We start from the raw sequence: 25,282 nt of genomic DNA on the forward strand, positions 1-25,282 counted from the left end.
GGACATGCGTAGAAAATCAGACAGTCCCGTCACTTTCCGCTCATGCCCACCCCGTCCTACGACGCCCAACAACGCATTACCGCCATCCGCAACGCCATGCCTGAAGGCGGCATGTTCGAGGGCAAAGAATGGGTGACCTCCCCCGAAGCGTTCCCCATCCAACCCGAGCTTCTGCAAAAAATCGAAGACCTCGGCGACGCCACCCTCGCCTTCCAACGCGCCTGCAACGACCTCTACCTCGACGGCACCGATGGCGGCACCCACGCCTGGGTCACCCAACTTCTCGACCAAGGCAAACCCGCGTCCCTCATCAAACTCGGCCGCGATCCCCTCTGGCGCAACGCCCTCCCGCGCGTCATCCGACCCGACCTCATCCTCTCCGAAACCGGCGTCAGCATCGCCGAACTCGACTCCCTCCCCGGCGGCATTGGCCTCACCGGCTGGCTAGGCCAGACCTACACCGACCTCGGCGAAGAAAACATCATCGGCGGCCCCGATGGCATGATCGAAGGTTTCAGCCGCGCCTTCCCCGGTCACGACTTCCTCATCTCGCGCGAATCCATCGGCTACCAGCCCGAAATGGCATGGCTCGCCGAACAACTCAATCAACTGGAAGGCAGCGAACGCCGTGTCCTCAACCCCTGGGAAATCGAACCCCACGAAGTCGCCGGAGCCGACCTCTACCGCTTCTTTGAGCTCTGGGACCTCGACCACGTCGAACACAGCCCCGCCCTCCTCCAAATGGCCCGAAGTGGCGAACTCCACTTCACCCCGCCTCTCAAACCTTACCTCGAAGAAAAACTCTGGCTCGCTCTCTTCTGGTCACCTGCATTGCGCGATTGGTGGTCCACCCACCTCACCCCCGCCCACCTAACCCTGCTCCAGGAATGCATCCCCTACGGCTGGGTTTTTGATCCCGTCCAACTACCACTCCACGCCGAATGGCCCCAGCTCGGCATCCAGTCCTGGAACGAACTCAAAAAATTCGGCAACAAGGAACGCGAACTCGTCCTCAAAATCAGCGGCTTCGCCGAAACCGCCTGGGGCAGCCGCGGTGTCAGCATCGGCCACGACCTCTCCGGCACCGAATGGAGCGCCGCCATCGACGATGCCCTCGCCCGTTTTCCGCAAACCCCCCACGTCCTGCAACGCTTCACCCGCGCCCGCGTCATCGCCCATCCCATGTGGAACGACGCCACCAACCAGCCCGCCAATCTGCAAGGTCGCGTCCGACTCTGCCCCTACTACTTCGTCTCCCCAGATCAGCAATCCACCTCCCTCGGCGGCATCCTCGCCACTGCCGTTCCCGCCGACAAAAAGATCCTCCACGGCATGCGCGACGCCGTCATCGTCCCCTGCAAAACCGCCTAAACGGCGTGCGAGTGCTCTTTTTCGCACAAAACACGCCCGATCAACGCAACTCCATGCTGGACGACGTTGCGCTTTTCCCCTTACAATTTATTTTCTGCGATTATGCGCCTGTTTACACGACTTTTGTGGATCTCCACCTTCCTGCTCGCCACCTACTCTTGGATGGTGGCCTTCGAGCATGGCTTTGCCTGGAACGGATTCCGCGACGGTTTCAAAACGGAATGGCGCAACGTCAGCGCCCTCATCATGGCGCAACCGCAGAGCGTGCCCGCCCCCCAGGCGCCCGCCAACCTCTGATCTGACGTTCAATCAAACTCCTCTCCACACCCATCCCCACCCTACCCATCCACTCGTAGAAACCTACCAGCCGTTTTTCTTTCCATGACCGAATCCGAACTAGCCCAGCAACAGAAAAACCTCTGGCTCAAAGGCGTCAGTGCCCTCCAGCTTAAGAACTACGACTACGCCATCAGTCTGATCCTCTCCGTCGTCAAACAGTCGCCTGAATTCCTCGAAGGCCGCAAAGTTCTGCGTCGTGCCGAAGGCGAAAAAATGCGCACCCAGAAAAAAGGCCTCTTCGGCGGCGGTCTCAGTCTGGGCGGATTCAAACTACCCACCGGCGGCAAAAAAGACCCTTGGGGTGCCATTGCTGAACTCGAAGAGGCGGTCTTCCAAAAAGATCCCTACAACATCAACGCCAACCAGGCCCTCTACGATCACGCGATGCGCCTGAACCAGACCGATCTGGCCGCGTTCGCCCTCGAAACCATCCGCGAAGGCCACCCCACCAACACCCGCAACATGCACGTGCTTGCCCAGCACTACATGGCCCACGAAGTTCCCGAAAAAGCCAGCGACGTCTACCGCAGCATCCTGAAGGTCACCCCGTCCGACATGGACGCCATCAAAGGCGAAAAAGATTCCGCCGCGAAAACTTCCATGATGCGCCAGGGCTGGCAGCAGGAAGGTGGCATGAAGAGCGCGATGAAGGACTCCAAAGAGGCCCAGCAGCTCGAAATGCTCAACCGTCAGGGCATGACCCCCGAGCAGATGGAAGCCCTTCTCGCCCAGCTCTTCGAAGAATACGAAAAAGACCAAAACAACGTCGTTGTCGTCAAACGCATTGCCGACCTCTACGACAAGATGGAGCACCACGAACACGCGCTCAGCTACTATGAATGGGCTGTCCAGCTTAACCCTGGCGACGTCACCCTCCAGGCCCGCGTCGATCAAGTCCGCAACCGCGTCGCCGACATCCAGATCCAGGCCCTGCAGACCGAAATCGACAGCAACCCTGATGCTCCTGACATCGAAGAAAAGCGTGCCAACATCCTCGCCATCAAACGCGACCGTATCGCCTCCCTCCTTGCCGAAGCCAAAAGCAAAGTCGACCGCAACCCGACCGACAAACAATACCGCTTCGACTATGCCGCCGTCCTTTATCAGGGCGAAATGTTCCGCGAAGCCATCCCTGAGCTTCAGCAGGCCAAAAGCAACCCGCACATCCGCAACAAGGCTCTCCTCATGCTCGGCAAATGTTTTGCCGCCCTCAACATGAACGACCTTGCCATCGGCGCCATGCTCGAAGCCGTCAAAGAGATCCCTGCGTTTAACAACGAGAAGAAGAACCTCCTCTACTCCCTCGGCCTCGTTTACGAAAAAGTCGGCAACGCCACCGAATACCTCAACTGCATGAAGGAAATCTACAACAACGACTACGGCTACCTCGACGTCGCCGCCCGCGTTGAATCCTCCTACGCCGCCGGTTAAGTTACATCATTAAAAGCTTTTGTTCAGCGGCTGGTGCACTGCATCAGCCGCTTTTTCGTGCCCGCACGGCACCAAAAACTTTTCTCTTCTTTACAAACAACAAAATCTTGTGAATTTTCACAAGTGCACAAAACCGAGATCCCGCGCAAAACCGTTTACCGCCTGTCGATCTACCAGCGTTGTCTCCAACAACTCAAAGACAACCATATCGACACCGTCTCGTCCGACGCTCTTGCCAAAGCCGCCGGCGTCAAATCCACCCAACTGCGCAAAGACCTCACCTACTTCGGCCAGTTCGGCACCCGCGGCCTCGGCTACAACGTCGCCGCTCTCAGCAGCGCCATCAGTGAAGTTCTCGGCAGTTCCCGACTCCAGCCCGTCATCCTCATCGGCGTCGGCAACCTCGGTTCCGCCCTGCTGCGCTACAGTGGATTTCAGAAAGAAGGATTCGAAATCGTCGCCGCGTTCGACGCCAAACCCGATCCCAAACGCCTGCACGATCCCAAGATTCCGTTGCTCGACGCCCATCGCCTCACCGGCTACATCCGTCAGCATCAAATCAAAATGGCCATCCTTACCGTCCCTGCCCAGCACGCCCAGGAAGTCGTCAACGGCATGGTTGAAGCCGGCATCCAGGCCGTCCTGAATTTCTCCCCCGTCATTCTCGAAGTCCCCAAAAGCGTCATCGTCAACAACGTCGACCTCGCCGTCGAACTTGAGAACCTCAGCTATTTCATCCGTTAATTCCTCCTTATGGACCGCCCAGCCGCCATCGCCCAAATCCGTGAAGCCGCCAAAAACATCGCCCTTCAATTCATGAAAATCCATCCCGCCCTGCGTGCCTTGGACGATGAAACCACCACCGGCGAATGCCTCAAGGCCATCCATGAAATGACCGTCCAGCTCGAACTCATCAAAAAGAAAGTCGGCAAACTCGAACGCACCGACGACAGCACCGACCTCTAACCCCAAGAAACGCGGACACTCTTGTCCGCTTCAGTGGGGAGCACACGCATCCTGCGTGTCGTTCTCGGCATCTTGCAGAGAACCCGGAGCCACCGCCCGCAGCGCCCCCATCGTCCACACGACCGGATACAACCGCTCGTGATACCACAAACGCGCAAAATACAGCCCAATCGGTGCCGCCGGAAAAACCGTCCCCCCCTCGGTGTTCTGCACCAACCACCGCGCCCCGCGCTCCACCGCCTCACCCGTCTCACCAACCGTCACTAACGCCATCACCGCATTCGCCGTCTCTTCAATCGAAGTCACCACGCCCTTCGCGCCGCCCCATCCTCCATCCGCCCCCTGAGCCGCCAGAAGAAACTCCGCCCCGCGACGCAATACCGCCATGCTCTCCGCGCTCAGCTCCACCCGACCCGCACCCGCCCCCTGCAGCACCATCGCCGTCCCATGCACCGGATTCTCCTCCTCCGGCGCGTGCTCATTGCCAAACCACAACGGCACCCACGACCCATCCGCCCGCTGCTCCCTCTGCAAATACTCCCACGCCCGATCCGTCGCCCTTCCCACCCGCTCTCTCAACTTCTCAGACAACATCCCGCCCCACAAACCCCACGCCCACAACGCATGCGAGGTCAGCTCCGGCGTGCTACGATCAAACGGCAAGGCCCCCCAACCCCGGCAAAAGGTCGGCATTCCACCATCCCGATTCTGCAGATCCAGCAACCATCCCACCGCCGCCTCCACCTTCGGCAACATCCCGCGCCTCACCTCATCCGACCCCGCCAGCTCCCAAAGCGCCACCAACGCCCCCGGCGTATCATCCGCATCCGGCACCCCCCCCGGCAAATCCGTCCAAGCCCATCCTCCCGGGGCCGCATTCGTAAACGGATGCACCACCTCATACTGCTGCCCCAACAACCAATCTTTCACCCTCTCATCCCCCTCTCCCATCGACTTCACCGCCAGCGTCGTTCCCCACGTCGCAAGATTGGTATCAATTGGCCAACTTCCATCCGCCCTCTGCGACCCGACCAAAAACCGCACCGCCTCCGGCACACACGCATGCTTCTTCTGACCCGCTGAAGCCAGCGCCATCGTCACAAAACTCGTCAACGGCGTCGCCTCCAAATAACCCCCCGTTTCCGGCTGCAATTCCTTCAACATCGGCCCCACCCGCCGCCACAAAACCGACCGCAACCATCGCAACGGATTCCACCACGCAAACGGCGCGTTCACATGCCGCGCATAGCCGATCGCAATCAACGCTGGCAACGCATAACTCACCACCGGCAACCCCACTGCCCCAAACCAGGTCCTTGGCAGTGCCGCCAGCTCAAACGGCAACGGCAACACCATCCTCCAGCCATCTCTTCCCAGCGTCCCACCAATCGCACACAACATCAAAATCGGCACCGAAAACGTCTTGTCCTTCCCATACCGAGCCACCACCGCCCTCTGGATCTCCCCCGGCTCCAACGACCCCACCCGCCCTTCAATCCAAGCACTCCCCCGCGCAATCGTCGGCCCCAACGGCCTCACCGGCTGACTCACCAACGTCTCCCCACACAGCCCCAACCGGTTCTTCATCACCAACTGCAACGCCGACCAACACAACAACGTCGTCGACAAATTGCTCCCGCTCAACGTCGTGTCCCCCCATCCCCCATCCTCGTTCTGAAACTTCATCAACCAGTCCACTCCACTTCGAATCACCGCATCGTGCGATTCCTCATCGACCAATGAAAGCGCCACCACCGCCGTTGCCGTCGCCAATGCACTGCTTGCCAGTTCCCCCTCCCAAAACCCCGCCTCATTGCGCAGCGATAGAAGATGTTCACGGGTATTAAAAATCGCCTGATCCAGCATCCCAAGACCCTAGCCCAACTCAAAAGGACCGCGAAGTTTTACTTCGCCTGATCCCCACAACCTCAGCCCCCAATTTCACCTCTCACCCTTGCGGGAGTGAGCATTGAGACTGGATGACGGGTTAAAGCTACGTAAAACATGGCCGACAGAGCAACCCCAGCGGTTGTGCAACCGCACTTTGTTCGGCCTTGGTGGTGTATCCCTGCAGTTCATTCGGGTAAAGTAAGCATACGAATCAAGCTGTGGCTACTCCAGTGCTTCCGGTCGGAAACCTGCCCGTCTCCAAGCTCGATGACTCGCCAGACGCCATCACAACGAAGCGCCACATCAACCGTAAAAAATGGACTCGCTACCCTGTTGGCTGCTTCAGTGACAATCTGCGGCACCTCACCTGCGTCCGAGTGAACCAGTCCCTGCCAAACAAAGTAGCGCCGCTCAGTGGAAGTATCATATTCCTCAAAGCGTCTGGCACACAAACCACCCTCAATCTGCCCACGATACTTCGACATTTTGGCAATGACGGCGGGAATTACCGAAAGGTCTCGAACCACGGAGCCGCCATCGGTAGAAAGAGACTTCACATAGTCCTTCAAAAAGCAACTGTCCCAACCGTGGGCTGCCAGTGCTGCAGCGACGTCGTCCGTCTCCGAAAAAATCATCGTCTCTGCGGTGAACTCCGTCAAAAGCGGATACCAACAAGGCAAGTGATGGCAAAGGGTGTATGCGGCAACGTCCGTAACGAGAGTGCCGCCAGCAGCGACAATGGCCTCGAACAGCCGAGTGTATTCTGTGGGAGTCAGCATCCAGCCTCGATACAAAACTGTCTCTCCGCTCTGAATCGCAGGCCGTGGCCGAAACGTCCCACCTTGGAAGTCCTCGAAACTGAAAATGGAAACGGGAAACCCTTCCGCCTGTGCCGCAGCAAACTCGTCTGCATAGACCTCATCGGCTACCTTCGGGCTAAACGTGTCTGCTGGATAGATGAGTCTCATTGGGATACGGTTGGTTTGCCGAATGTCGATTCCTCCCACGCCTGACCGGATTTGATCACCGGAATGACACAAAGAAGAGAGCGCCAAAGGCAATCGCCGCAGCAATCAGACCGATACCGGATGCAAAAAGGAAGGCATGCATACAACCGAGGATTCCAGTAATCAGCAATCCAATGATGGCAAGACCGGGAATGGCTGATAAATTAGGCGGTTTCTGTGGAGTCATTGTCGGTGTTGGTTAATTAAAGCCGAACGTCAAGCGTGAGGAACTGAAAAAGGCTTTAGCGACTGAAGGTTTACTCGACTCTATCGTTGACCTGCATCTGAATTCTGGAATAGCGTAACGACAGTATAAGACCAATCAGAGCAGTTAGCGCAACTATGACCGGAAGCTGAGTAACTGCGAAAACGTAAAAAGGCTCTGTCTGTGGTCCAATTCTGGATGAGTCGAAAAACGGAAGGCTTACTCCAACGATAATTACACATATCCAACTGACCTTTTGGAAGAGGCATGCTTTACATGTCGCGAATAGTGTCCCACATAGCCCCAAAACAGCCCAGACTCCCGACGCATAGAGAAGTAACGCAAGAATCAGCCGTAGAAATCTTGCATTCCTATCAGCCATGTAATCAGGAGTTCCACTAGCTCCGAGTTCTCGTAGAGCGTCGCAAAATTCCAGAATAGTTGCTGGGAGCCAAGGTAGCTTCAACAGCGCGATTGGGACCGCGAGAAGAAGCGTGAGAAGAGCGAAAAGTCGTATAGTTATCATGGCTAACGTCGAGTCCTCCTACGCCTGACCGGGGGCGAGGCTTCGATTGCGGGTTGAGGTTGTAGCGATCATGACGGCTGGAACTGAAGGCGGGTCAGGCGTTAGGAGTGACGTCTTGCTCGGCTTTGTGATCTTTGGCAACCGGGAGTTCTTCAAACGAAAGCTCAAGTCCCCAAAAACCTCCAAGTCGGTGATCTAGTGGCCTGATTCGAAGGATGGACTCATCTAGCCGAATTGCCAATGGACCGGCCAGCACAGCGATACCCCTAGGTTCTGCCTCACACATAAACCTACCCTGCCGAGATCCCGCTTCTCCGGTGACATAACCTCTTCCAGACAAGGTGCCATCGTCTGTGAATAGTTCCATTGGATGCATTGTCTTCTTTCTGCCGAACAGTTATTCTTCGACAAGTCGTAAAGCATCACGACTCGTCGGTTTACGCTTATCAATTTTAGCTGCCGCGCAGTGCGTATGCACGGAAAAACTTGCCCAGTTTTTGATTTTGTGGAAGGCCGATTGTTGAGGGCTTGGTCGATGGCGCGTGCTGGCAAGCCCTTTCCCCATTCATCCATCTCTCTACCGGAATCCCCAACTCGTAGGACCAACCCTTACCTCGTCAAATTCAGCACCTTCTCCGTTGTCCGGCAGACCACCCACCCACCATCAGCGAAACTCCCGACGCCCGCACTTCAAACAAGTCTGCAACCGATCACCCCCTTGAACCGCCACAATGATCCACACGATCAACCACAATCCCGTCATCAACGTCAGTCCAAAGTGCAGCCAATGTCGCACCGCCGGTTTTCCATGCAATGTCACATCCTCACAACCCTGACATAACCGCAGCCTCACCTGCAACGGCTTGTCAATGATCTCAAAAGGGAACCGCATATACCGTCAGCTCAACGCCTCCAGCATCCCCACCAGCTTCGCTTTCTTCTCCAGCCAGTCGGTCTCACGCTGACGATGCTCCTCCAGCACCTTCGCCGGCACCTTCGCGGCAAAATTTTCATCCGCCAGCTTCGCCTGCACCTTCGCCAGTTCGCTCTCCACTTTGGCGAGCTCCTTCGTCAAACGTTCACGCTCCGCCGACGCATCGATCAGCCCCTCCAGCGGCAAAAACAGCTCTCCCATCGTCGTGATCGCCACCGGCGTGCCTTTGCCTGGCTCGAACTTCGGATCCACGTCCAGCGGCTCCGCGTTCAACAAAATCCGCAGCACCTCCACATCATGCGCCGCCAGATCCACCGACGGCTTCAGCACAAAACGCACCTTCTTGTTGATGTTGAAGCTGCTCTTCAAACCACGCCCAAGGTTCACCACCTCATACTTGTTCGCCGCAATCTGCTCGTCTTCCGGCAACAACCCCATGTGTGCCAGCTCATCCTCATCAAACGGCTTCGGCCACGGCGCAAACATGATGCTCCTGCCGCCCTGCTCTTCCGGCATGTCTTCGGCAAACCCCATCCCATGCCAAAGCTCTTCCGTGATGAACGGCATGAACGGATGAAACAACCGCAAAGTCTGCCCAAGCACATGATCGATCACCGACAACGTGTTCGCCTTGCGCTTCGCATCCGATCCCTGCAACACCGCCTTGCTCGCCTCCACATACCAGTCGCAATACTCGCTCCAGAAGAACCGGTAAAGCGTCTGCGTCGCGTCGCTAAAACGATACTCCTCCAGCGCCAGCGTCACTTCGCGAATCGCCGCGTTCAAGCGCAACAAGATCCACTTGTCGTCGCTCGACAACAACGCGCTGTTGATCTCGCCCTCCATCTCCCCGCCCTGCATCTGACGGAAGCGCGCCGCGTTCCACAGCTTCGTGCAAAAATTCCGACCCAGCTCCACATTCTTCTCATCAAACAGAATGTCCTGCCCCAGCGGCGCACTGCGCATGATCCCAAACCGCAGCGCATCCGCCCCAAAGTTCGCGATCAAATCCAGCGGATCAGGCGAATTGCCCAGCGACTTCGACATCTTGCGACCCTGCTTGTCGCGGATGATCCCCGTGTAATACACGTTTTTGAAAGGCATCTCGCCCATGTATTCATACCCCGCCATGATCATCCGGGCCACCCAGAAAAAGATGATGTCCGGACCCGTCACCAAATCCGTCGTCGGATAAAACGCCTTCAAAGTAGGAGTTGCATCCTCCTTGGCGGATTCCATCTCCCAACCCATCGTCGCAAACGGCCACAACCAGGAACTGAACCACGTGTCCAGCACATCCGCATCCTGCACAAAACCATGATGCTCCAGATGGATCGCCTGATCCTCCTCGGTCGTCGCCACAAACAAGGTGAACGCCTGCTCCTCTTCCACCCCGCCCTTCGTTTCAAAACCAAAGCTTGGATGCGACACCTCCTCGCGATCACTCTCCCGAATCACCCGCACCACACGACCTGCCTTGGCATGACCTTCCGGCGTCCAATCCAGACCGCTCCACGCAAACAACTCGGCAGCCGTCTCAGCCGGCTTCAGCACGATCCTCTTCGACCACACCGGCACCCGATGCCCCCACCACAACTGACGCGAAATGCACCAGTCCTGCAAATTGCCCATCCAATGGTCGTAAACCTTCGCCCAGCGATCCGGATAAAACTTCATCTCGCCCTTCGCCACCACCTCACGCGACGCCTCCTGACTCGGATACTTCAAAAACCACTGCTCGCTCAATCGCGGCTCGATCGGCACCCCGCCACGCTCCGAATACCCCACCTTGTTCTGATACGGCTCTTCCTTGTCGAGCGACCCCAACTCACGCAGCATCTCCACCGCCTTCTTGCGCGCCTCAAACCGCTCCATCCCCGCGAGGTCCATGCCCGCAAGCTCATTCATCACGCCATTCGGATGCATGATGTCGATCACCTCCAACCCATGCCGGAGACCAATCTCAAAATCGTTCTTGTCATGCGCCGGCGTCACCTTCAACACCCCCGTGCCGAATTCAAAATCCACATGCTCATCACCCACAATCGGAATCGCTGCCTGATTCTCCAACGGCAACAGCCGCCGCACATGCTTCCCAATCAACTGCGCATAACGCGGATCCTTCGGATTCACCGCAATCGCCGTATCCCCTGGAATCGTCTCCGGCCGTGTGGTCGCAATCGTCAAAAACGTCCCCGGCTCCTCCACCACCTCCACTTTAAAATAATACAGGAATCCCCGCTGCTCACGCATCTCCACCTCTTCATCACTGATCGCCGTCAACGAAGCCGGACACCAGTTCACCATGCGTTTGCCACGATAAATCAGACCTTTTTTATACAGGTCCACAAACACCTTCTGCACTCCACGGGAATACTCCTCATCCATCGTGAACCGCTCCCGACTCCAGTCGCAGGACGCCCCCAGTTTTTTCAACTGCTGGATGATGATCCCGCCCTTGTCGTTCTTCCATTCCCAAATCTTCTCCACCAGTTTCTCCCGACCCAAATCATCGCGATGTTTGATCTCCCCCAGTTTTTTGAGGTTCTTCTCCACCACGTTCTGCGTCGCAATTCCCGCATGATCCGTCCCCGGCAGCCAAAGCACCTCCTTGCCCAGCATCCGCGCCCGACGCGACAAAATGTCCTGAATCGTGTTGTTCAGCACATGCCCCAAAGTGAGAATTCCCGTCACATTAGGCGGCGGAATCACGATCGAATAAGCCGGACGCTTCTCACTGACCCTCGCTGGATCCGCTTCAAAGCACTTGTCATCAAGCCAGCGTAGATACCAGCGTTCCTCCGCCTCGGCGGGTGTGTAAGTTTTGCTTAGCTCAGGCATAAAAGGGCCGCCAACATGCACTCAATCTCCACAAAAAGCAAACCCCTCAACCTTCCGTCACGATCCGGCTCCCGCGAAGTTTCACACCGCCCCCATGAACCTTCCATCACTCCACGCAACTTCCTCCCCTCCCGCGCGTTTAACGATTCATCACCATGAACCATCACCCGTTCGCCTCCTCCCTTCTCCGCGCTGCCTTGAATCGTCGCCGGTTCCTATCCCGACTCGCCCTCGGCACCGCCTTCTTCACCACCCCCGGTGCCTTTGCTGAGGCCCTCACCCTGACCCCGCGTCAAACCGAGGGCCCCTTTTATCCCGACAAACTGCCGCTCGATACCGACAACGACCTCGTCATCCTCAAAGATTCCACCACCCCCGCCATCGGTGAAATCACCTGGCTCAGCGGCCGCGTCCTCAACGAAAAAGGCCAGCCCATCAACAACGCCCTCGTTGAAATCTGGCAGTGCGACAACAACGGCGTCTACCTCCACAGCCGCAGCGGCGGCGGCACCGCCCCGCAGGACAAAAACTTCCAGGGCTACGGCAAATTCCAAACCAACAAAAACGGCGAATATCTCTTTCGCACCATCAAACCCGTCCCCTACACCGGCCGCACCCCGCACATTCATATCAAAGTCAAAAGTGCTGCGGACAAGGAACTTCTCACCACCCAATGCTACGTCAAAGGGGTTGCCCAGAACGAACGCGACGGCATTTGGAAACGCCTCGACAAAGCCCAGCGCGATTCCGTGACCGTCGATTTCTTTCCCAAACCCGAATCCAAAACCGGCGAACTGCTCGCCAGCTTTAACATCGTCCTCGGCCAAACCCCCGCCGAGTAAACCACCTCACGACCCTTTCAAATACTGCACCCAGGCTTTGGCCGTCGCTTCACCGGGAAGCCAGGTGGCATCCCGTTTCTTGCCATGAAAACTGCCCATCGCATTCGTTTCAAAAGTTTCAGGATCACCCAACCAACCATCCGCGAGCGACATCTTCTGCAGGCCCGATCCTGATCCCGATCTGGCCGCACTACCAAATCCCAACCCACCGCCGGACGCAGGCAGACGCAACGCGATCACATCCTGCAGAAACGCGATCGCCAGAGGTTTGGTGTTGCCGGTCGAATGCCCCTCCGTCGGATGCAAAGCCAGTGTCCAGGCCGCCCGATTGGACTTGCCTTCTTCAAAATACTTCACGGCGGTATCCACCCAATCTGGCTTGTCCGTTTTGCCCACGCAAACCAGCCAGGGAATGTCCGCCTTCTCACGCATCCAGCTCCCCGGACCCCACGTGCCTTTGATCGACGCAATGGCCACCACGCGCTTATGGTGGAACTGACTGTATCGCTCCGCCGTGTTGGACCCCGCCGACGTTCCCCAAAACGCCAGTGGAGGATCTTTCAAATAAGCATGCCCATTGGCCGCAGCCAGCGCATTCACCGCTTCATTAAGGACCTTGGCCGTCGACCCGTCTGGATCGCCTTGATATTTGCCACCGGGATCCTGCTGAAGCTGGCAACCCACCAGCGCAAAGCCTGTGCGAGCCGCAAACGCCTGCCATTCCGCATCCGCCACACTGTTCCGCGCATCCCCGTTGCGACCCGGAATGATCACCAACACACCCCGCAACGTTTTCGTTTCAGGCGGTGACCACCAGCGAAAAGTGGCAACGTCCAGATGAGGATTCGGCTTGGGACCAGCGTCCCATTCAGGACTTTGCGCCCTAACTTCGAATGACGCAGCCAAAACAAGGCCGGCAAAGATGATGGTTGGAACCTTCATAAAAATCGATGCGGAAAACTATGACCCTCTCAACAAACACTCGTGCTGACTGAATAGGCCGATTCATTTGCATGCTAGATTCGCCAAATAAGTTTGGACAGGTTTTTCTTGTCAGCTCCCTAAAAAACAATGCCCATCACCTCATGCCCCCACCGGATGCCACACCGTCTTGAACTCAATCCCCTGACGGATCGCATCCACCGATTGCATCCCCACATCCCCCCAATCAATCCCCTCTTCAGCCTTCTTCAAAAACACCCGCTTCACACTTTCCGCCGCTCCCATGCGTATGGCCTCACGTTCCGTCGCGATCACCGCCCCGCTCAACACCCGCAAGTGCTCATGCATGGCAAACGTCGGAATCAACTCAGGTCGGAAACCCGTCAACAGATTCACCACCCCGCCGGGTAGATCGCTCGTCGCCAGCATTTCCCCCAACACAATCGCCGGATAAGGCCGTGCTGACGAAGCCAAAGCCACCGCCGTATTGCCACTGACGATCATTGGCACTACCAGGGACACCAACGCCAGCAACGGCGATTCATCCGGCGCAATGATCCCCACTACCCCGGTCGGCTCCGTCACGGTGAAATTGAAGTGCGATGAAGCGACCGGATTCACACTGCCCAACACCTGCTCATACTTGTCCGTCCAACCCGCATAATAAACGATCCGATCAATCGACACCTGCACCTCTTCCTTCGCCAGCTCGAGCGACGATCCATCCAACGCAATCGCCGCCGCCAGTTCCCCTGATCTCGCCTCCATCATCTCCGCAAGCCGATACAAGATCTGCCCCCGATTGTAGCCACTGCGTTTCGCCCATCCAGGACCCGCCTTCGCCGCCGCCTCCACCGCATTGCGCAGATCCTTGCGCGTGCACTGCGGGATGTTGGCGATAAATCCCCCCTCCTTGTCATGCAATGGAAACACCCGCCCGCTCTCCGAACGAATAAAAGCTCCACCGACATAACACTTCGGCGTTTTGGTAATAGGTAAACGGGACATAGAAAAGTTTGGCGAATTTTTAACCACAGATGGACACAGATAAACACAGATAAGAGAGGGTTAACATGACTCGCTCCCACTCCAGTTTGGGTTTGTAGAAATTAATGATCAAACCCACCCGTAACTTGGTAATGCGCAGGTAATTCAACATCTGCCCTCGTTCGTGGTTGGTGATGCGATCAATTACCGTGGTGTCTACCACCACAGAGTTATCTACAATCAGGTCAGGGATAAACTCCCCCACGGTGAAACCCTTGTAGATCAAATCAAATTTTCGCTGCTGATCAATGGCCGCCTCCTTCAACCTCAACTCCACGATCATCGCCCTCTCATAGGGTTTCTCATGCAACCCGTGCCCCATCTCATTCAACACCTCAAATGCACAACCAATGATCAGATGCGTCAACTCCTTGTGCTCACCGTCATTAAATCTGTGTTTATCTGTGTCCATCTGTGGTTGAAAAAATTCACTCACCCAACCACCAAATAGTCCAACAACCCTTGTTTCCCGCCCTCTCTGCCGAACCCGCTCTCCTTATACCCACCAAACGGCGATCCCGGATCGAACTTGTTATACGTATTCGCCCACACCACCCCAGCTTTCAGCTCCGAGGCCAGCTTCAATATTTTCGAACCTTTGTCCGTCCACACCCCCGCCGACAAACCATAACTCGAATTGTTCGCTTTCTCCACCGCCTCATCCACCGTTCGAAACGTCAACACACTCAAGACCGGCCCAAAGATCTCCTCGTTCGCGACCCGATGACTCTGTGTCACTCCCGTCAGCAAAGTCGGCTTGAAATAAAACCCCTGCTCCGGAAGCGCACACTCTGGCTGATACATCCCTGCCCCTTCTTCCACTCCACTTTCCACTAACGCTTTGATCCTCTCCAGTTGCTCACTCGAATTGATCGCTCCCACATCGGTGTTCTTGTCCATCGGATCTCCCACCCGCAACGTCGCCAGTCTCCGCTTCAACTTTTCCACCACCACCTCTGCGACGCCCTCCTGCACCAGTAAACGCGATCCCGCGCAACAGACGTGCCCCTGATTAAAAAAGATCCCGTTCACAATCCCCTCCACCGCCTGATCCAACGGCGCATCATCCAAAACGATATTCGCCCCCTTGCCACCCAACTCCATCGTCATTTTTTTGTCCGTCGCCGCCAGCGACTTCATGATCCCCTTGCCCACCTCGGTCGACCCGGTAAATGCCACCTTCTTCGTCAACTTGTGCGTCATGATCGCCGACCCCGCATCGCCAAATCCGCTGACGATGTTCACCACCCCGGGCGGTAATTCCGCCTCCTGCAAAAGCGTGGCAAACTTCATTGCGGTGATGCTTGTTGTCTCCGCCGGCTTGATCACCACACAATTTCCCGCCGCCAATGCCGGAGCGATCTTCCATGCCAGCATCAACAAGGGGAAATTCCAAGGAATGACCTGTCCGACAACACCATGCGGCGTCACCTTTCTTCCTGGCGCCAGATACTCCAGCTTGTCCGTCCAACCCGCATGATAAAAAAAATGCGCCGCCGCCATCGGCACATCAAAGTCCCGCGATTCCTTGATCGGCTTTCCCCCATCCATCGTTTCCGCCACCGCAAACTCCCGCGACCGATCCTGCAACAACCTCGCGATGCGATAGAGATACTTTCCCCGCTCCGCCGCAGCGAGCTTGCTCCATGTCTTGTCATAAGCCCCTTGCGCCGCTTCACAAGCCTCATCCACATCCCGCGCATCCGCCTGCGCAATCGAAGCCAGTTTCAACCCCGTCGCCGGATTGATGGAATCAAAATATTGTTTGGAACGCGGTTTAACAGACTTGCCACCAATGAACAAATCATAACTCTCCTGTAACTTCGGGCTCGCCGTTTCTGGCGCCGGATCATACTCCCATAAATTACCAAAGATCAGTTCACGAGCACCCTTAGTTTTGGATTTGGTCGCAGTGGACATAAGAATAAACAAATACAATCAACCACAGATGGACACAGATACACACAGATGAGTTTCTACTAACTTCATCATTCCCTCATATCTGTGTTTATCTGTGTCCATCTGTGGTTTTCTTCAGTAACCCTCCGTCGCATCACTAAACGCATAGGGTGCCTGATACGCTCCCGTTCTCTGCGCCTCAAGCTGCCTCAACAAATCATTCAACAACGACGACGCCCCAAAACGATACCTCGTGTTGCTCAGCCACGCATCGCCGAGCGTCTCTTTCACCGCCACCAAAAACTGCAGCGCCTGTTTCGCTGAACGAATCCCCCCCGCCGGTTTCATCGCAATCTCCACGCCGGTTGCCAGATAGAAATCACGGATCGCCTCAATCATCACCTGATTGTTTCCCAAGGTCGCATTCGCTGAGGTCTTGCCCGTGCTGGTCTTGATAAAATCGCCATCACGCAAAACCCGCATCGCCAGGAAACTTGCCGCGCGGATGTTGTCATAAGTCTCCAGCTCGCTCGTCTCCAAAATCACCTTCAACGTTGCCGCTCCGCAAGCCTCACGCACTTTGCCAATCTCATCCTGCACCAGGTCCAGCTCTCCACACAAAAACGCGCCACGATTGATCACCATGTCAATCTCATCCGCCCCATCCTCCACCGCCGTCCTCACCTCCTCCAACCTTGTCTTGAGCGGTGCCTGACCCGACGGAAACGCCGTCGCCACCGATGCCACCTTTACCGACGTTCCGCTCACGATTTTCTTCGCGTGCCTCACCATCGATGGATACACACACACCGCTGCCGTCGCAGGAACATCCTCCCGATCCATCGGTCGCAAAGCTTTGCGACACAATGACTCCACCTTCCCGGGGGTGTCTTTTCCTTCCAGCGTGGTGAGATCGATCATCGTCACCGCCAGATTCAACCCGAATAACTTTGCTCCTTTCTTCAGACTCCGCGTCGTGAACTTCGCCACCCGTTCCTCCACGCCCACCGCGTCGACCGTGCCAACTTCACTCAGCAGTTTTTGAATCGCAGTCATCGGAGTGGAAATGGAATTGATCACTTAACCCACCCAGAGAATTCCCACGGCATCGACCGTGATGTTCTTCTTCAGTGGCACCAACTTGGCCGTCTCCAGCACCAGCGTGTTGGTGTCATAGGTATCAATGATCTTTTGTTTCTCCTCGCTAAACTGTTTGTCCAACGCCCGGATTTGTTCTTCGAGCTGGGCTGCCTCTTCTTCCGCACTGCCCACATCCTTCGACTCACGCCAGGCACTGCCCACCTTGTTCATCGTGGTCGCACTCACCAATCCCCCTCGACTTTTGCGACCAAACAGCGATCCCAGCACCGTCGCCCCGACCGTCATAACGGTCGACCAGCGCGCGCTGCTTGCCTGTGACTTCTGCGTCTCCACTTTCTGCATCGCGCGCGTGTATTTGGTTTTTAATGCCTCCACCTGCTTGCCCATCTTCGTGCGCAACTCCTCCACCGCCTGATCCCTCAACTCCCGTGCCGTCTGCGACACGCGAATCCGGAAATCATTCGCTGCTTCTCCAAAATTCGAGTAGGCATTCAACAGCGGGCTATAAGTCACCTCCGCCTGGTAGTTTGCATAAACCCAATCCACAAATGGACGCGATTGCGCCTTGTAGACCTGATCTTTCAACAACGCATTCGGCAGCGTTTCAAAACTCGCATCCTCTACCGGATCTTTGTCCAGTTTTGCCAGTTCGGTTTCGCGATTCAACTCCACAGACGTGTCCCAGTCGATCTTCGCATCTGCCGTATCAATGGGATTCGCCACGGTCACATTGACCCGCGAATTGATCTTCTTCTTTTCATCAATGAAGAGAACGGTCGCCGAGCGCAACAACGCCGGTCGATAAGTTACCCTGCGTGAGTCGGTCGGAAGAAAATACTCCACGGCTGAAGCTGGTAGCTTTGGCCGGAATGCCGCACCGCCCGCTGCGATTTCTTCCTCATCTTCGGAACGGGTCCCCGGTGGCAGAAACGCCGCGTCTTCTTCATCAACCTCGACTTCGTCCGCTACCACCTTCGACTTCCTCCTGCGCGTCGATTTCGCCGCCCCACTCGACGCCTTGGCTTTGGCGAACTTGAACTGATCCCGCTTCGGATCCATCACCTCTTTGATCTGATTGCGGCTCAGCGGGCCCCTCAAATAAGTCATGATCCAGCGCACACTGAACACCACCGGACCATCCTCATGCACGTTGTTCATCAGAAACACCCGGCTGCCCAAGTTCGCCAGCAATCGCTCGATGTCCGCGCGTTTGAAACTCACATTCTGACTGCTTGCCGCCCCTTCCAGACCATCCAGCACGCGCATCTTGTCGCGTTCCGTCTGCAAACGACCCAGCCACCAGGTGCCAATGTTCGACAGCGCCTTGTAATCTAGATCCACCGGGTTCTGCGTCGCCAGCAAAACGCCCAAGCCGAACGCACGCGCCTGCTTCAAAAGAATCATCATTGGCTTCTTGCTCGGCGGATTCGCGGTTGGCGGCAGATAGCCGAAAATCTCGTCCATATACAGAATGGCCCGCAAACTGGTCGTGCCACTCTGTGCGCGCATCCAGCTCAAGACCTGGTTCAGCAGCAGGCTCACAAAAAACATGCGCTGCTCATCGCTCAAATGAGCGATGGAAAAAATGCTCACCCGGGGTTTGCCTTCGGGCGTGTAAAGCATCTGCTGCATGTCCAGCGGCACCCCTTCCAGCCAGCTCGAAAAACTCGGCGACGCAATCAGGTTGTTCAGCTTCATCGCCAGCTCGATGCGCTTCTTCTCCGAGAGAAACTCATCCACCGCCACCACCCCGATTTTGTTGAACGGCGGCTGCTGCACCATCTGCACCAGCGACTCCAAAGTCACCCCGCGCCCTTTGCTCCAGCACGCACTAAAAATGTTCGCCAGCAAGATGTGCTCCGGCGACTGCATCGGATCCCCATCCACCCCGGCAAGACTCAACAAACTCGTCGCACAGCTCTCCACGCGCTCGTGAAAAATTTCGGCATCTTCCAACACCTCTTCGGATGGTGCATCCAGCGATGCCACAATGCTCACCGGAATGCCCGCACTGCTGCCCGGCGTGAACACATTGACATCAATCCGGTCGCGCAACTTACGAATCCGCTCCGCCGACTGACCCCAATCGCCCAATCCCTTGCTCCACATCGCCGCCTGTCCCGCGGCAAATTCGTCCACCGTTTTGCCTTTCTTGCGGGCATCCTCCTCATTCACCCATGGCTTGAACTCCTCAGCGCTCAGATTGGGAAACTGCAGCAGAAAGTTGGCGATGTCCCCTTTTGGATCGATTGCGATGACCGGAATCCCGTCCATCGCCGCTTCCTCAAGCAGCGCCATGCACAGGCCCGTCTTGCCGGAGCCTGTCATTCCAAGAACCACGCCGTGGGTCACCAGATCTTTTGAATCATACAGGATCAGATCATCCTGAAGCTTTTTCGTTTCGATGTCGTAGCCACGACCGAGATAAAATGAACCTGGCAGCTCGTAGGATTCCGGGGTGATTTCCATGGGTAATCAAGAATGGTTGGCCTGGAGCAATGAACTGACCTCGCCCGCAGTTCTGACTGTTTACCCATAAACTCACCCAAACACAAGAAAAGGCGCGTGAAGAATCCACGCGCCTTTAAAATCTGAATTTAGCGACCTGACTGGCAGTCTTTGAGTCGATATGTCCCGCGCCTTAAATTACAGCGCCTGGACTTTGCTCAGGATGGCACCTTTCGACTGCACACCCACGATCGTGTCTTTCTGCACACCGTCCTTAAAGAACACCAGCATCGGGATCGAACGCACATTGAACTGGGCGGCAAGATTGGAAGCCTCGTCGACATTCACCTTGGCGATCTTGACCTTGCCCGCCTGTTCGGTGGCGAGCTCTTCAAGGATTGGGGTAAGCATCCGACAGGGTCCGCACCATTCGGCCCAAAAATCGACCACCACAGGAATGGTGGAGTTCGTGACTTCCTCGGCAAAATTTTCTTCAGTGAGGGTAATGAGATTTTCGCTGGCCATAGATGCTTTCTAGTTGTGAAGAATGATTACGTGACACCGTGGCAGCCGGACGTGCGGAATCAACCAAAATCCTCGCCCCTTCTTCATCGGAATTGACATGGGTTCATCCCCATTCCCCGCACAAAAAAAGCCACACAGCCCGGGGCTGTGTGACTTTTTAGAAATGATTCGGATGAGGTTACCTGCTCAGCAGCCAAGCTGCACAAGCCGGTTACGCCTTTGACCGGCCTTCTTAGGCAATCTCAGCACCGCCTTCGGCTCTTTCGCCGGCAGCAGGCTTGTTCATCGAGAAACGGAAACGGATTTTACCACGTTTGGCAGCAGCACGGGCCTTGCGACGGGTTTTTTCAACCGGGGTCTCGAAAGCGCGCAGACGACGAACTTCTTCAAGAATACCTTCTGACTCAAGTTTGGTTTTGAGGCGTTTGAGGGCGCGGTCGACGGGCTCTCCTTTTTTGACTTGAATCTCTGGCATGGTGGCTTGGGTTGACTTTGGTTGGGCTTGAAACGAAAGGAAAAATTGAAAATTGGGCTGGTAAAGTTGCCCATCAATTGGCTTCGTCAACTAAAATTGCAGTTTCCCTTCTTTTCCCATCCATGCGTCTTGTTTTTCTCGCCACCGGTGACATCGGACTTCCCTCCCTTGAAGCCCTCATCGCCTCCAAAGATCACGAACTGGTGGCCGTTGTCACCCAGCCCGACAAACCGGTGGGACGCAAACTGGTGCTCACGCCGCCTCAAATCAAAGTGCGCGCGCTCGAAGCCGGACTCCCCGTTCTCCAACCCGAAAAGATCCGCCTCGAACTCGACGCCCTCAAAGCTCTCAACGCCGATGTTTTTGTGGTCGTCGCCTATGGACAACTGCTGCCTGCGAGCGTGTTGAACATCCCCCGGTTGGCCTGCCTGAACATCCATGCCTCTCTTCTGCCGCGGCATCGCGGTGCCTCACCCATCCAGGCCGCCATCCGCGAAGGAGATTTCGCCTCCGGCATCACCATCATGTGGATGGATGAAGGCCTCGACACGGGCCCCATTCTTCTTCAACACGAAACCGTGCTGCAGCCCGATGACACCGGAGGTAGCTTGCACGACCGCCTCGCCGCCATGGCCCCAGCCGCCCTCGCCGAGGCCCTCGCACTCATCAGCAGTGGCAACGCTCCGAAGATTGCCCAAGACCACGATCTCTCCACCCACAGTCGCAAACTCGAACGCGCCCACGGGAAAATCGACTGGTCGCTCGATGCCCTCCGACTAGAGCGGCTCATCCGAGCTTATCAACCCTGGCCCGGCACTTATTGTCTCATTCCGACCAAAAACGGCGTTCAGGCCACTTTGAAAATCCACAGTGCCCACGTCGTCGAACACAGCGACGCCTGCCCCATCGGCGGCACCATCCTTTCCACCGACGGTCATCTTCTCATGGCCTGCGGCAGCGGCGTCCTAGAACTCAGGGAAGTGCAACTTGAAGGCCGCAAACGCATGCCCGCCGCCGAATTCGTCCGTGGTCAAGGCTTGCGCGCCGGTGACGTGTTGAGTTGAAGCAATTCCGGAAAGGGACCGCGAAGTTTCACTTCGCTTAACTCACCAACTTCAGAGCGAAGTAAAACTTCGCGGTCCTTTCAGCGTCTCCACAACCCCCTTCACACTGACTCGCATACACAAAAAAAGCCCGCTTTCATCAAGCAGGCCTTTTCTAAAATGAGTCTTCTCGAACGAGTCGAAAGAGAATTAAGCGGTCACCACTTCAGCAGCGTCCACATTGATGCGACGTCCACCTTTGTCGAAACGCACCTGACCGTCCACCAAGGAGTAGATCGTGAAGTCTTTTCCGAGGCCGACGTTCTTGCCTGGGGTCCATTTGGTGCCACGCTGACGGCAAATGATGTTGCCGGCGATGACGATTTCAGAACCGAATTTTTTGATGCCGAGGCGTTTGCTTTGGCTGTCGCGACCGTTTTTAACGGAACCTTGTCCTTTTTTGTGAGCCATGAGGAGATCTCCTTAAAAAATATGTGCAGTAGCTGCTTTGCGCTGCGGGTTAGGCGTTGATGCTGGTGATTCGGATGTGCGTCAATTGCTGACGGTGACCTTTGGTCTTGTGGTAGCCTTTGCGGCGTTTGAATTTGAAAGCGGTCACTTTAGGAGCGCGGAATTGTTTCAACACTTCAGCCACCACGGTCGCGCCACTGATGAAAGGAGCGCCAATGTTGAGGGTGTCGCCTTCGCCAGCTGCCAGAACTTGGTCAAAAGTCAAAGAAGCACCCTGCTCACCTTCGAGCTTTTCGATTTCCAAATGTTCGCCCACGGAAACTTTGTATTGTTTCCCGCCGGTTTTGATGACTGCGTATGCCATAAGACTAAAAATTGATCGGTTAAGATGCCCTGCCTTGGTAAGAAAGGGCCGGTAAACTGACACAGTGTTGGGGGAGAGCAACCTATTTTTAAAATAATTGCCTCTGCCCCAGCTTAACCGAAGGCAAACCTACTATTTTGCACCCGCCAGGACTGGCTCAACCGCCGCTTTCACCGGCTGCACAGGCGCGGCGGCGGTCGGTGATAGTTTTTTGTAAACGCCGAAGTCCTGATAAAAAAACCGCTTGGCGATCCAATACATCCAGTGTTTTTCCGGCACCTGCTCCTCCTCGACCCATTGACTCGGACGCGGGCTCATCCGATCCAGCTCGGCCACCGCACTCTGACGAATCGTCGTATCTTTCGCGCCATGCTTCTGCGCCAGTTCCTTCACCAAATCCGGACGCTCCAACACGATGCAACCGCGCGTGTGTCTCGCCGCCGTCTCACGAAAATCGGCGAGGAAGGCACTATTCGTGAAGGTCTCATACAAACCGCGCTTGTCCTTGATGTCCTCCGTCGCGAATTGAATGATCGGACAAGGCTCGATGTGCCCGCCCGGACTGACGTGGTGACTGATCCCCGTCGCCATCGGACACAAGGCCTGCCCCGCATGATCGTAATAGGCGTCGACAATCGCAATCGGCTTTTTCGCCCGCATGTTGACCACAAACCGGCGCACTTTTTTGATCTGTTCAGGACTCAGCGCCAGGTTGGCATTGATCTTCGGTCCCACCGGACGGTAGGTGTGAAACCAAGTGTAATGCACGCCCATGTCGATGAGCTTGTCGAGCCACGACTCCGTCAGCAAATCATCCACATTGCTCTGACAAAGACTGGTCGCCACGCCAGTGAGGAGCTTCTCGTCGAGGCAATTCTGCAATCCCCGCAACGTGCGGTTCAGAACATTTTTATTGCCGCGCCGTTCATCGCTCACCGTCGAAGTGCCTTCAATGCTCACCAGCGGCGTCGCATTGCCAAGCTGCCGCAGCGATTTCGCGGTTTTCTCGGTAATCATCTGCCCATTGGTAAAGACTTGGAAATAACAATCCGGATGCTGCGCCAGCAAATCGAGCAATTCCGGGTGCATGAACGGTTCTCCGCCAAGAATGCCAAAAAACGAATTCCCATGTTCACGGGCGTCATTGATCGTGCGATTTAATGTATCGAGATCAATCGCCGTGCGCGGTGCCTCGACATCCACCCAGCACCCCTGGCATCGCAAATTGCAGGAGTTCAGGATGCTCACATAAAGAAACGGCGGAAAATAAATCCCCTTTTTCATGCGCTGCCGAAACAGCAAAACCGACCGCGCCCCTTTGAATCCAAAGTTCCAAGCGACTTTCGCCAGGCACTGCGGGTCCACTGTCGTCAGCATTCGGTTGGTGAGGGAAAAAATCATAAAGCGACTCTAAACAATAACGCCGCCCGGCGTGAAGTGATACAGCAGATTTGTGATGTCGCCGGAATCGACTGAATTCTCATCTGTGTTCATTTGCGGCCCTTAACCTCTTCAAATTGCAGACAAATTCGCATTCGCCATTCCCCAAAGTAGAAGGCTCGTCCCGAGCCTTTCATCCAAACGGCAAGGGCCGGGACGGCCCTTCTAATTTCAACCACGCATAGTCTCAATGCCCCTCATCATCGCCATAACCCGCTTCCTGCATCTTCCGAATCGTCTCCTCCAGCAGCGCCAAATACCCCTGCCCATCCATCGATTCCTCCTCCGGTTCTCCCCGCGCCGCATACAACCAGCCCACCACATACGGATCCTTTTTCACAATGCACGCGTCCGCCTGCAGCTCCGGATTGGTGCTCGCAAAGCTCCCATTCATCACACAATACACATCGCTCGCGGCCTTGAACCCTTCGACGCTGCCGATATTTTGACCCGACTCAATCGTGTCGCCTTCCTTCACCGAAAACTCACTGTCCACCAATTCACCCAACATCCGCGTGGCAAATTTGGTGAACCCCACCCGCCACAGCCCCGGTTCGCCTTCCACCGGTGCCATCCAATAATGACTCGGCGAATAACGGTAGTGCTCCGGAAAACGGGCGGAAAAGCGGGCGTGTTTGAAGCGAAGAAAATTCATGGAGGAGACAAAAGACAAAAGACTTGAAGACACAAGAAACGGATCACAAAGTCACCGTTTCAGGTCTTTTGTCATTTGTCTTCAAGTCTTCTGTCCATTTTTTATTTTATGCAAATCATCGCCACTCCTCTCGCTCCGGCCGCTGTGGGTCCCTATTCCCAAGCCGTTCGCACCGGCAATTTGTTGTTCTGCTCCGGCCAGATCCCGATCAATCCGACCTCCGGCAAGATCGAAGCCGAAGACGTGGAAGCCCAGGCACGCCAGGTGATCTCCAACATCAAAGGTCTGCTCGGCAGCGAAGGATTGAGCATCCAGAACGTGGTGAAATCCACCATGTTCCTTCAGGACATGGGCGACTTCGCCAAAGTGAACGCCATCTACGAAGAAGGCTACGAAGGCCACAAGCCCGCGCGTTCCACCATCCAGGTTGCCAAACTTCCCCTCGGTGCCCTCGTCGAAATCGAAGTGATCGCCGAATACCCTTGATCGGAATCGCAGCGCGGAAGCTCTCGTCCGCATC

At 56.0% G+C, this 25,282-nt stretch carries 25 protein-coding genes; 8 read left to right on the forward strand and 17 right to left on the reverse strand.

The features are described 5' to 3' along the window. Positions 1-42 precede the first annotated feature (42 nt). The 5 genes from FEM03_RS06425 (at position 43) to FEM03_RS06445 (ending at position 4,107) form a co-directional block, all read left to right on the forward strand. Complete coding sequence (locus FEM03_RS06425; RefSeq protein WP_138085364.1) at positions 43-1,371, forward strand: hypothetical protein; 1,329 nt, start codon at positions 43-45, stop codon at positions 1,369-1,371. Positions 1,372-1,473: 102 nt separating this feature from the next. After that, entirely contained in the window at positions 1,474-1,668 is a 195-nt protein-coding gene (locus FEM03_RS06430) for a hypothetical protein (protein WP_138085365.1), read from the forward strand. A gap of 84 nt (positions 1,669-1,752) precedes the next feature. After that, positions 1,753-3,141 (forward strand): tetratricopeptide repeat protein, encoded by a 1,389-nt coding sequence (locus tag FEM03_RS06435; RefSeq protein ID WP_138085366.1) that lies wholly within the window; start codon positions 1,753-1,755, stop codon positions 3,139-3,141. Between the two features lie 123 nt (positions 3,142-3,264). Then, positions 3,265-3,885, forward strand: coding sequence for a redox-sensing transcriptional repressor Rex (locus FEM03_RS06440; RefSeq protein ID WP_138085367.1), 621 nt, complete (start codon positions 3,265-3,267; stop codon positions 3,883-3,885). A 9-nt stretch (positions 3,886-3,894) separates the two neighbouring features. Then, positions 3,895-4,107: a hypothetical protein gene (locus FEM03_RS06445; protein ID WP_138085368.1), complete on the forward strand. Its 213-nt coding sequence runs from the start codon at positions 3,895-3,897 to the stop codon at positions 4,105-4,107. A 30-nt stretch (positions 4,108-4,137) separates the two neighbouring features. Here the strand turns inward: FEM03_RS06445 and FEM03_RS06450 are convergent, their stop codons facing one another. From FEM03_RS06450 to FEM03_RS06465, 5 genes are all read right to left on the reverse strand, one after another. Further along, a complete protein-coding gene (locus FEM03_RS06450) occupies positions 4,138-5,973 on the reverse strand; it encodes a prenyltransferase/squalene oxidase repeat-containing protein (RefSeq protein ID WP_138085369.1) in 1,836 nt (611 codons plus the stop codon). Positions 5,974-6,182: 209 nt separating this feature from the next. Further along, on the reverse strand, positions 6,183-6,965 hold the full coding sequence (locus FEM03_RS06455; RefSeq protein ID WP_138085370.1) for an ATP-grasp domain-containing protein: 783 nt from the start codon (positions 6,963-6,965) through the stop codon (positions 6,183-6,185). 55 nt (positions 6,966-7,020) lie between these two features. After that, positions 7,021-7,191 (reverse strand): hypothetical protein, encoded by a 171-nt coding sequence (locus tag FEM03_RS24315; RefSeq protein WP_166442677.1) that lies wholly within the window; start codon positions 7,189-7,191, stop codon positions 7,021-7,023. Between the two features lie 1,208 nt (positions 7,192-8,399). Next, positions 8,400-8,627 carry a hypothetical protein gene (locus FEM03_RS06460; protein ID WP_138085371.1) on the reverse strand — a complete coding sequence of 76 codons (228 nt, stop codon included), beginning with the start codon at positions 8,625-8,627 and terminating at the stop codon, positions 8,400-8,402. A 6-nt stretch (positions 8,628-8,633) separates the two neighbouring features. After that, the gene (locus FEM03_RS06465) at positions 8,634-11,510 is read right to left on the reverse strand and encodes a valine--tRNA ligase (protein ID WP_138085372.1); all 2,877 of its coding nucleotides are present in this window, start codon (positions 11,508-11,510) and stop codon (positions 8,634-8,636) included. Between the two features lie 155 nt (positions 11,511-11,665). Here FEM03_RS06465 and FEM03_RS06470 point away from each other — a divergent pair, with 155 nt between their 5' ends. Then, a complete protein-coding gene (locus FEM03_RS06470) occupies positions 11,666-12,352 on the forward strand; it encodes a dioxygenase family protein (RefSeq protein WP_138085373.1) in 687 nt (228 codons plus the stop codon). Positions 12,353-12,358: 6 nt separating this feature from the next. Here FEM03_RS06470 and FEM03_RS06475 read toward each other — a convergent pair whose 3' ends face one another. The 8 genes from FEM03_RS06475 to rpsU form a co-directional block, all read right to left on the reverse strand. Then, a complete protein-coding gene (locus FEM03_RS06475) occupies positions 12,359-13,294 on the reverse strand; it encodes a hypothetical protein (protein WP_138085374.1) in 936 nt (311 codons plus the stop codon). Between the two features lie 141 nt (positions 13,295-13,435). After that, a complete protein-coding gene (locus tag FEM03_RS06480; protein ID WP_138085375.1) occupies positions 13,436-14,302 on the reverse strand; it encodes an aldehyde dehydrogenase family protein in 867 nt (288 codons plus the stop codon). Between the two features lie 19 nt (positions 14,303-14,321). After that, positions 14,322-14,753, reverse strand: coding sequence for a GxxExxY protein (locus FEM03_RS06485; protein WP_138085376.1), 432 nt, complete (start codon positions 14,751-14,753; stop codon positions 14,322-14,324). Between the two features lie 20 nt (positions 14,754-14,773). Continuing rightward, positions 14,774-16,261: an aldehyde dehydrogenase family protein gene (locus FEM03_RS06490; RefSeq protein ID WP_138085377.1), complete on the reverse strand. Its 1,488-nt coding sequence runs from the start codon at positions 16,259-16,261 to the stop codon at positions 14,774-14,776. Between the two features lie 114 nt (positions 16,262-16,375). Beyond that, positions 16,376-17,296 carry a deoxyribose-phosphate aldolase gene (gene deoC, locus FEM03_RS06495; RefSeq protein WP_138085378.1) on the reverse strand — a complete coding sequence of 307 codons (921 nt, stop codon included), beginning with the start codon at positions 17,294-17,296 and terminating at the stop codon, positions 16,376-16,378. Positions 17,297-17,320: 24 nt separating this feature from the next. Further along, positions 17,321-19,810 carry an ATP-binding protein gene (locus tag FEM03_RS06500; protein WP_138085379.1) on the reverse strand — a complete coding sequence of 830 codons (2,490 nt, stop codon included), beginning with the start codon at positions 19,808-19,810 and terminating at the stop codon, positions 17,321-17,323. Between the two features lie 177 nt (positions 19,811-19,987). Beyond that, complete coding sequence (gene trxA, locus FEM03_RS06505; protein WP_138085380.1) at positions 19,988-20,314, reverse strand: thioredoxin; 327 nt, start codon at positions 20,312-20,314, stop codon at positions 19,988-19,990. A gap of 232 nt (positions 20,315-20,546) precedes the next feature. Further along, positions 20,547-20,789 carry a 30S ribosomal protein S21 gene (gene rpsU / locus FEM03_RS06510; protein WP_138085381.1) on the reverse strand — a complete coding sequence of 81 codons (243 nt, stop codon included), beginning with the start codon at positions 20,787-20,789 and terminating at the stop codon, positions 20,547-20,549. 122 nt (positions 20,790-20,911) lie between these two features. On the opposite strand from rpsU, the gene fmt reads away from it, so the two are divergent. Then, complete coding sequence (fmt, locus tag FEM03_RS06515; RefSeq protein WP_138085382.1) at positions 20,912-21,853, forward strand: methionyl-tRNA formyltransferase; 942 nt, start codon at positions 20,912-20,914, stop codon at positions 21,851-21,853. A gap of 189 nt (positions 21,854-22,042) precedes the next feature. On the opposite strand, the gene rpmA is transcribed toward fmt, so the two are convergent. From rpmA to FEM03_RS06535, 4 genes are all read right to left on the reverse strand, one after another. Further along, positions 22,043-22,303, reverse strand: a complete 261-nt coding sequence (gene rpmA / locus FEM03_RS06520; RefSeq protein WP_138085383.1) for a 50S ribosomal protein L27 — start codon at positions 22,301-22,303, stop codon at positions 22,043-22,045. Positions 22,304-22,352: 49 nt separating this feature from the next. Next, positions 22,353-22,667, reverse strand: a complete 315-nt coding sequence (rplU, locus tag FEM03_RS06525) for a 50S ribosomal protein L21 (RefSeq protein WP_138085384.1) — start codon at positions 22,665-22,667, stop codon at positions 22,353-22,355. Between the two features lie 132 nt (positions 22,668-22,799). Beyond that, positions 22,800-24,068, reverse strand: coding sequence for a radical SAM/SPASM domain-containing protein (locus FEM03_RS06530; RefSeq protein ID WP_138085385.1), 1,269 nt, complete (start codon positions 24,066-24,068; stop codon positions 22,800-22,802). A gap of 226 nt (positions 24,069-24,294) precedes the next feature. Further along, the gene (locus FEM03_RS06535; RefSeq protein WP_138085386.1) at positions 24,295-24,762 is read right to left on the reverse strand and encodes a glycine cleavage system H family protein; all 468 of its coding nucleotides are present in this window, start codon (positions 24,760-24,762) and stop codon (positions 24,295-24,297) included. Between the two features lie 108 nt (positions 24,763-24,870). On the opposite strand from FEM03_RS06535, the gene FEM03_RS06540 reads away from it, so the two are divergent. Beyond that, positions 24,871-25,248, forward strand: coding sequence for a RidA family protein (locus FEM03_RS06540; protein WP_138085387.1), 378 nt, complete (start codon positions 24,871-24,873; stop codon positions 25,246-25,248). The last annotated feature ends 34 nt before the right edge of the window (positions 25,249-25,282 follow it).

This window comes from Phragmitibacter flavus (assembly GCF_005780165.1).
GTDB lineage: Bacteria > Verrucomicrobiota > Verrucomicrobiia > Verrucomicrobiales > Verrucomicrobiaceae > Phragmitibacter > Phragmitibacter flavus.

Coding starts and splice junctions, on each gene's coding strand:
- FEM03_RS06435 (WP_138085366.1), top strand. CDS start 1,753: ATGACCGAATCCGAACTAGCCCAGCAACAGAAAAACCTCTGGCTCAAA.
- FEM03_RS06535 (WP_138085386.1), bottom strand. CDS start 24,762: ATGAATTTTCTTCGCTTCAAACACGCCCGCTTTTCCGCCCGTTTTCCG.
- FEM03_RS06465 (WP_138085372.1), bottom strand. CDS start 11,510: ATGCCTGAGCTAAGCAAAACTTACACACCCGCCGAGGCGGAGGAACGC.
- FEM03_RS06445 (WP_138085368.1), top strand. CDS start 3,895: ATGGACCGCCCAGCCGCCATCGCCCAAATCCGTGAAGCCGCCAAAAAC.
- deoC (WP_138085378.1), bottom strand. CDS start 17,296: ATGACTGCGATTCAAAAACTGCTGAGTGAAGTTGGCACGGTCGACGCG.
- FEM03_RS06490 (WP_138085377.1), bottom strand. CDS start 16,261: ATGTCCACTGCGACCAAATCCAAAACTAAGGGTGCTCGTGAACTGATC.
- FEM03_RS06425 (WP_138085364.1), top strand. CDS start 43: ATGCCCACCCCGTCCTACGACGCCCAACAACGCATTACCGCCATCCGC.
- FEM03_RS06470 (WP_138085373.1), top strand. CDS start 11,666: ATGAACCATCACCCGTTCGCCTCCTCCCTTCTCCGCGCTGCCTTGAAT.
- rpmA (WP_138085383.1), bottom strand. CDS start 22,303: ATGGCTCACAAAAAAGGACAAGGTTCCGTTAAAAACGGTCGCGACAGC.
- FEM03_RS06485 (WP_138085376.1), bottom strand. CDS start 14,753: ATGGACACAGATAAACACAGATTTAATGACGGTGAGCACAAGGAGTTG.
- fmt (WP_138085382.1), top strand. CDS start 20,912: ATGCGTCTTGTTTTTCTCGCCACCGGTGACATCGGACTTCCCTCCCTT.
- FEM03_RS06500 (WP_138085379.1), bottom strand. CDS start 19,810: ATGGAAATCACCCCGGAATCCTACGAGCTGCCAGGTTCATTTTATCTC.
- FEM03_RS06455 (WP_138085370.1), bottom strand. CDS start 6,965: ATGAGACTCATCTATCCAGCAGACACGTTTAGCCCGAAGGTAGCCGAT.
- FEM03_RS24315 (WP_166442677.1), bottom strand. CDS start 7,191: ATGACTCCACAGAAACCGCCTAATTTATCAGCCATTCCCGGTCTTGCC.
- FEM03_RS06450 (WP_138085369.1), bottom strand. CDS start 5,973: ATGCTGGATCAGGCGATTTTTAATACCCGTGAACATCTTCTATCGCTG.
- trxA (WP_138085380.1), bottom strand. CDS start 20,314: ATGGCCAGCGAAAATCTCATTACCCTCACTGAAGAAAATTTTGCCGAG.
- rplU (WP_138085384.1), bottom strand. CDS start 22,667: ATGGCATACGCAGTCATCAAAACCGGCGGGAAACAATACAAAGTTTCC.
- FEM03_RS06430 (WP_138085365.1), top strand. CDS start 1,474: ATGCGCCTGTTTACACGACTTTTGTGGATCTCCACCTTCCTGCTCGCC.
- FEM03_RS06460 (WP_138085371.1), bottom strand. CDS start 8,627: ATGCGGTTCCCTTTTGAGATCATTGACAAGCCGTTGCAGGTGAGGCTG.
- FEM03_RS06530 (WP_138085385.1), bottom strand. CDS start 24,068: ATGATTTTTTCCCTCACCAACCGAATGCTGACGACAGTGGACCCGCAG.
- FEM03_RS06475 (WP_138085374.1), bottom strand. CDS start 13,294: ATGAAGGTTCCAACCATCATCTTTGCCGGCCTTGTTTTGGCTGCGTCA.
- FEM03_RS06540 (WP_138085387.1), top strand. CDS start 24,871: ATGCAAATCATCGCCACTCCTCTCGCTCCGGCCGCTGTGGGTCCCTAT.
- rpsU (WP_138085381.1), bottom strand. CDS start 20,789: ATGCCAGAGATTCAAGTCAAAAAAGGAGAGCCCGTCGACCGCGCCCTC.
- FEM03_RS06480 (WP_138085375.1), bottom strand. CDS start 14,302: ATGTCCCGTTTACCTATTACCAAAACGCCGAAGTGTTATGTCGGTGGA.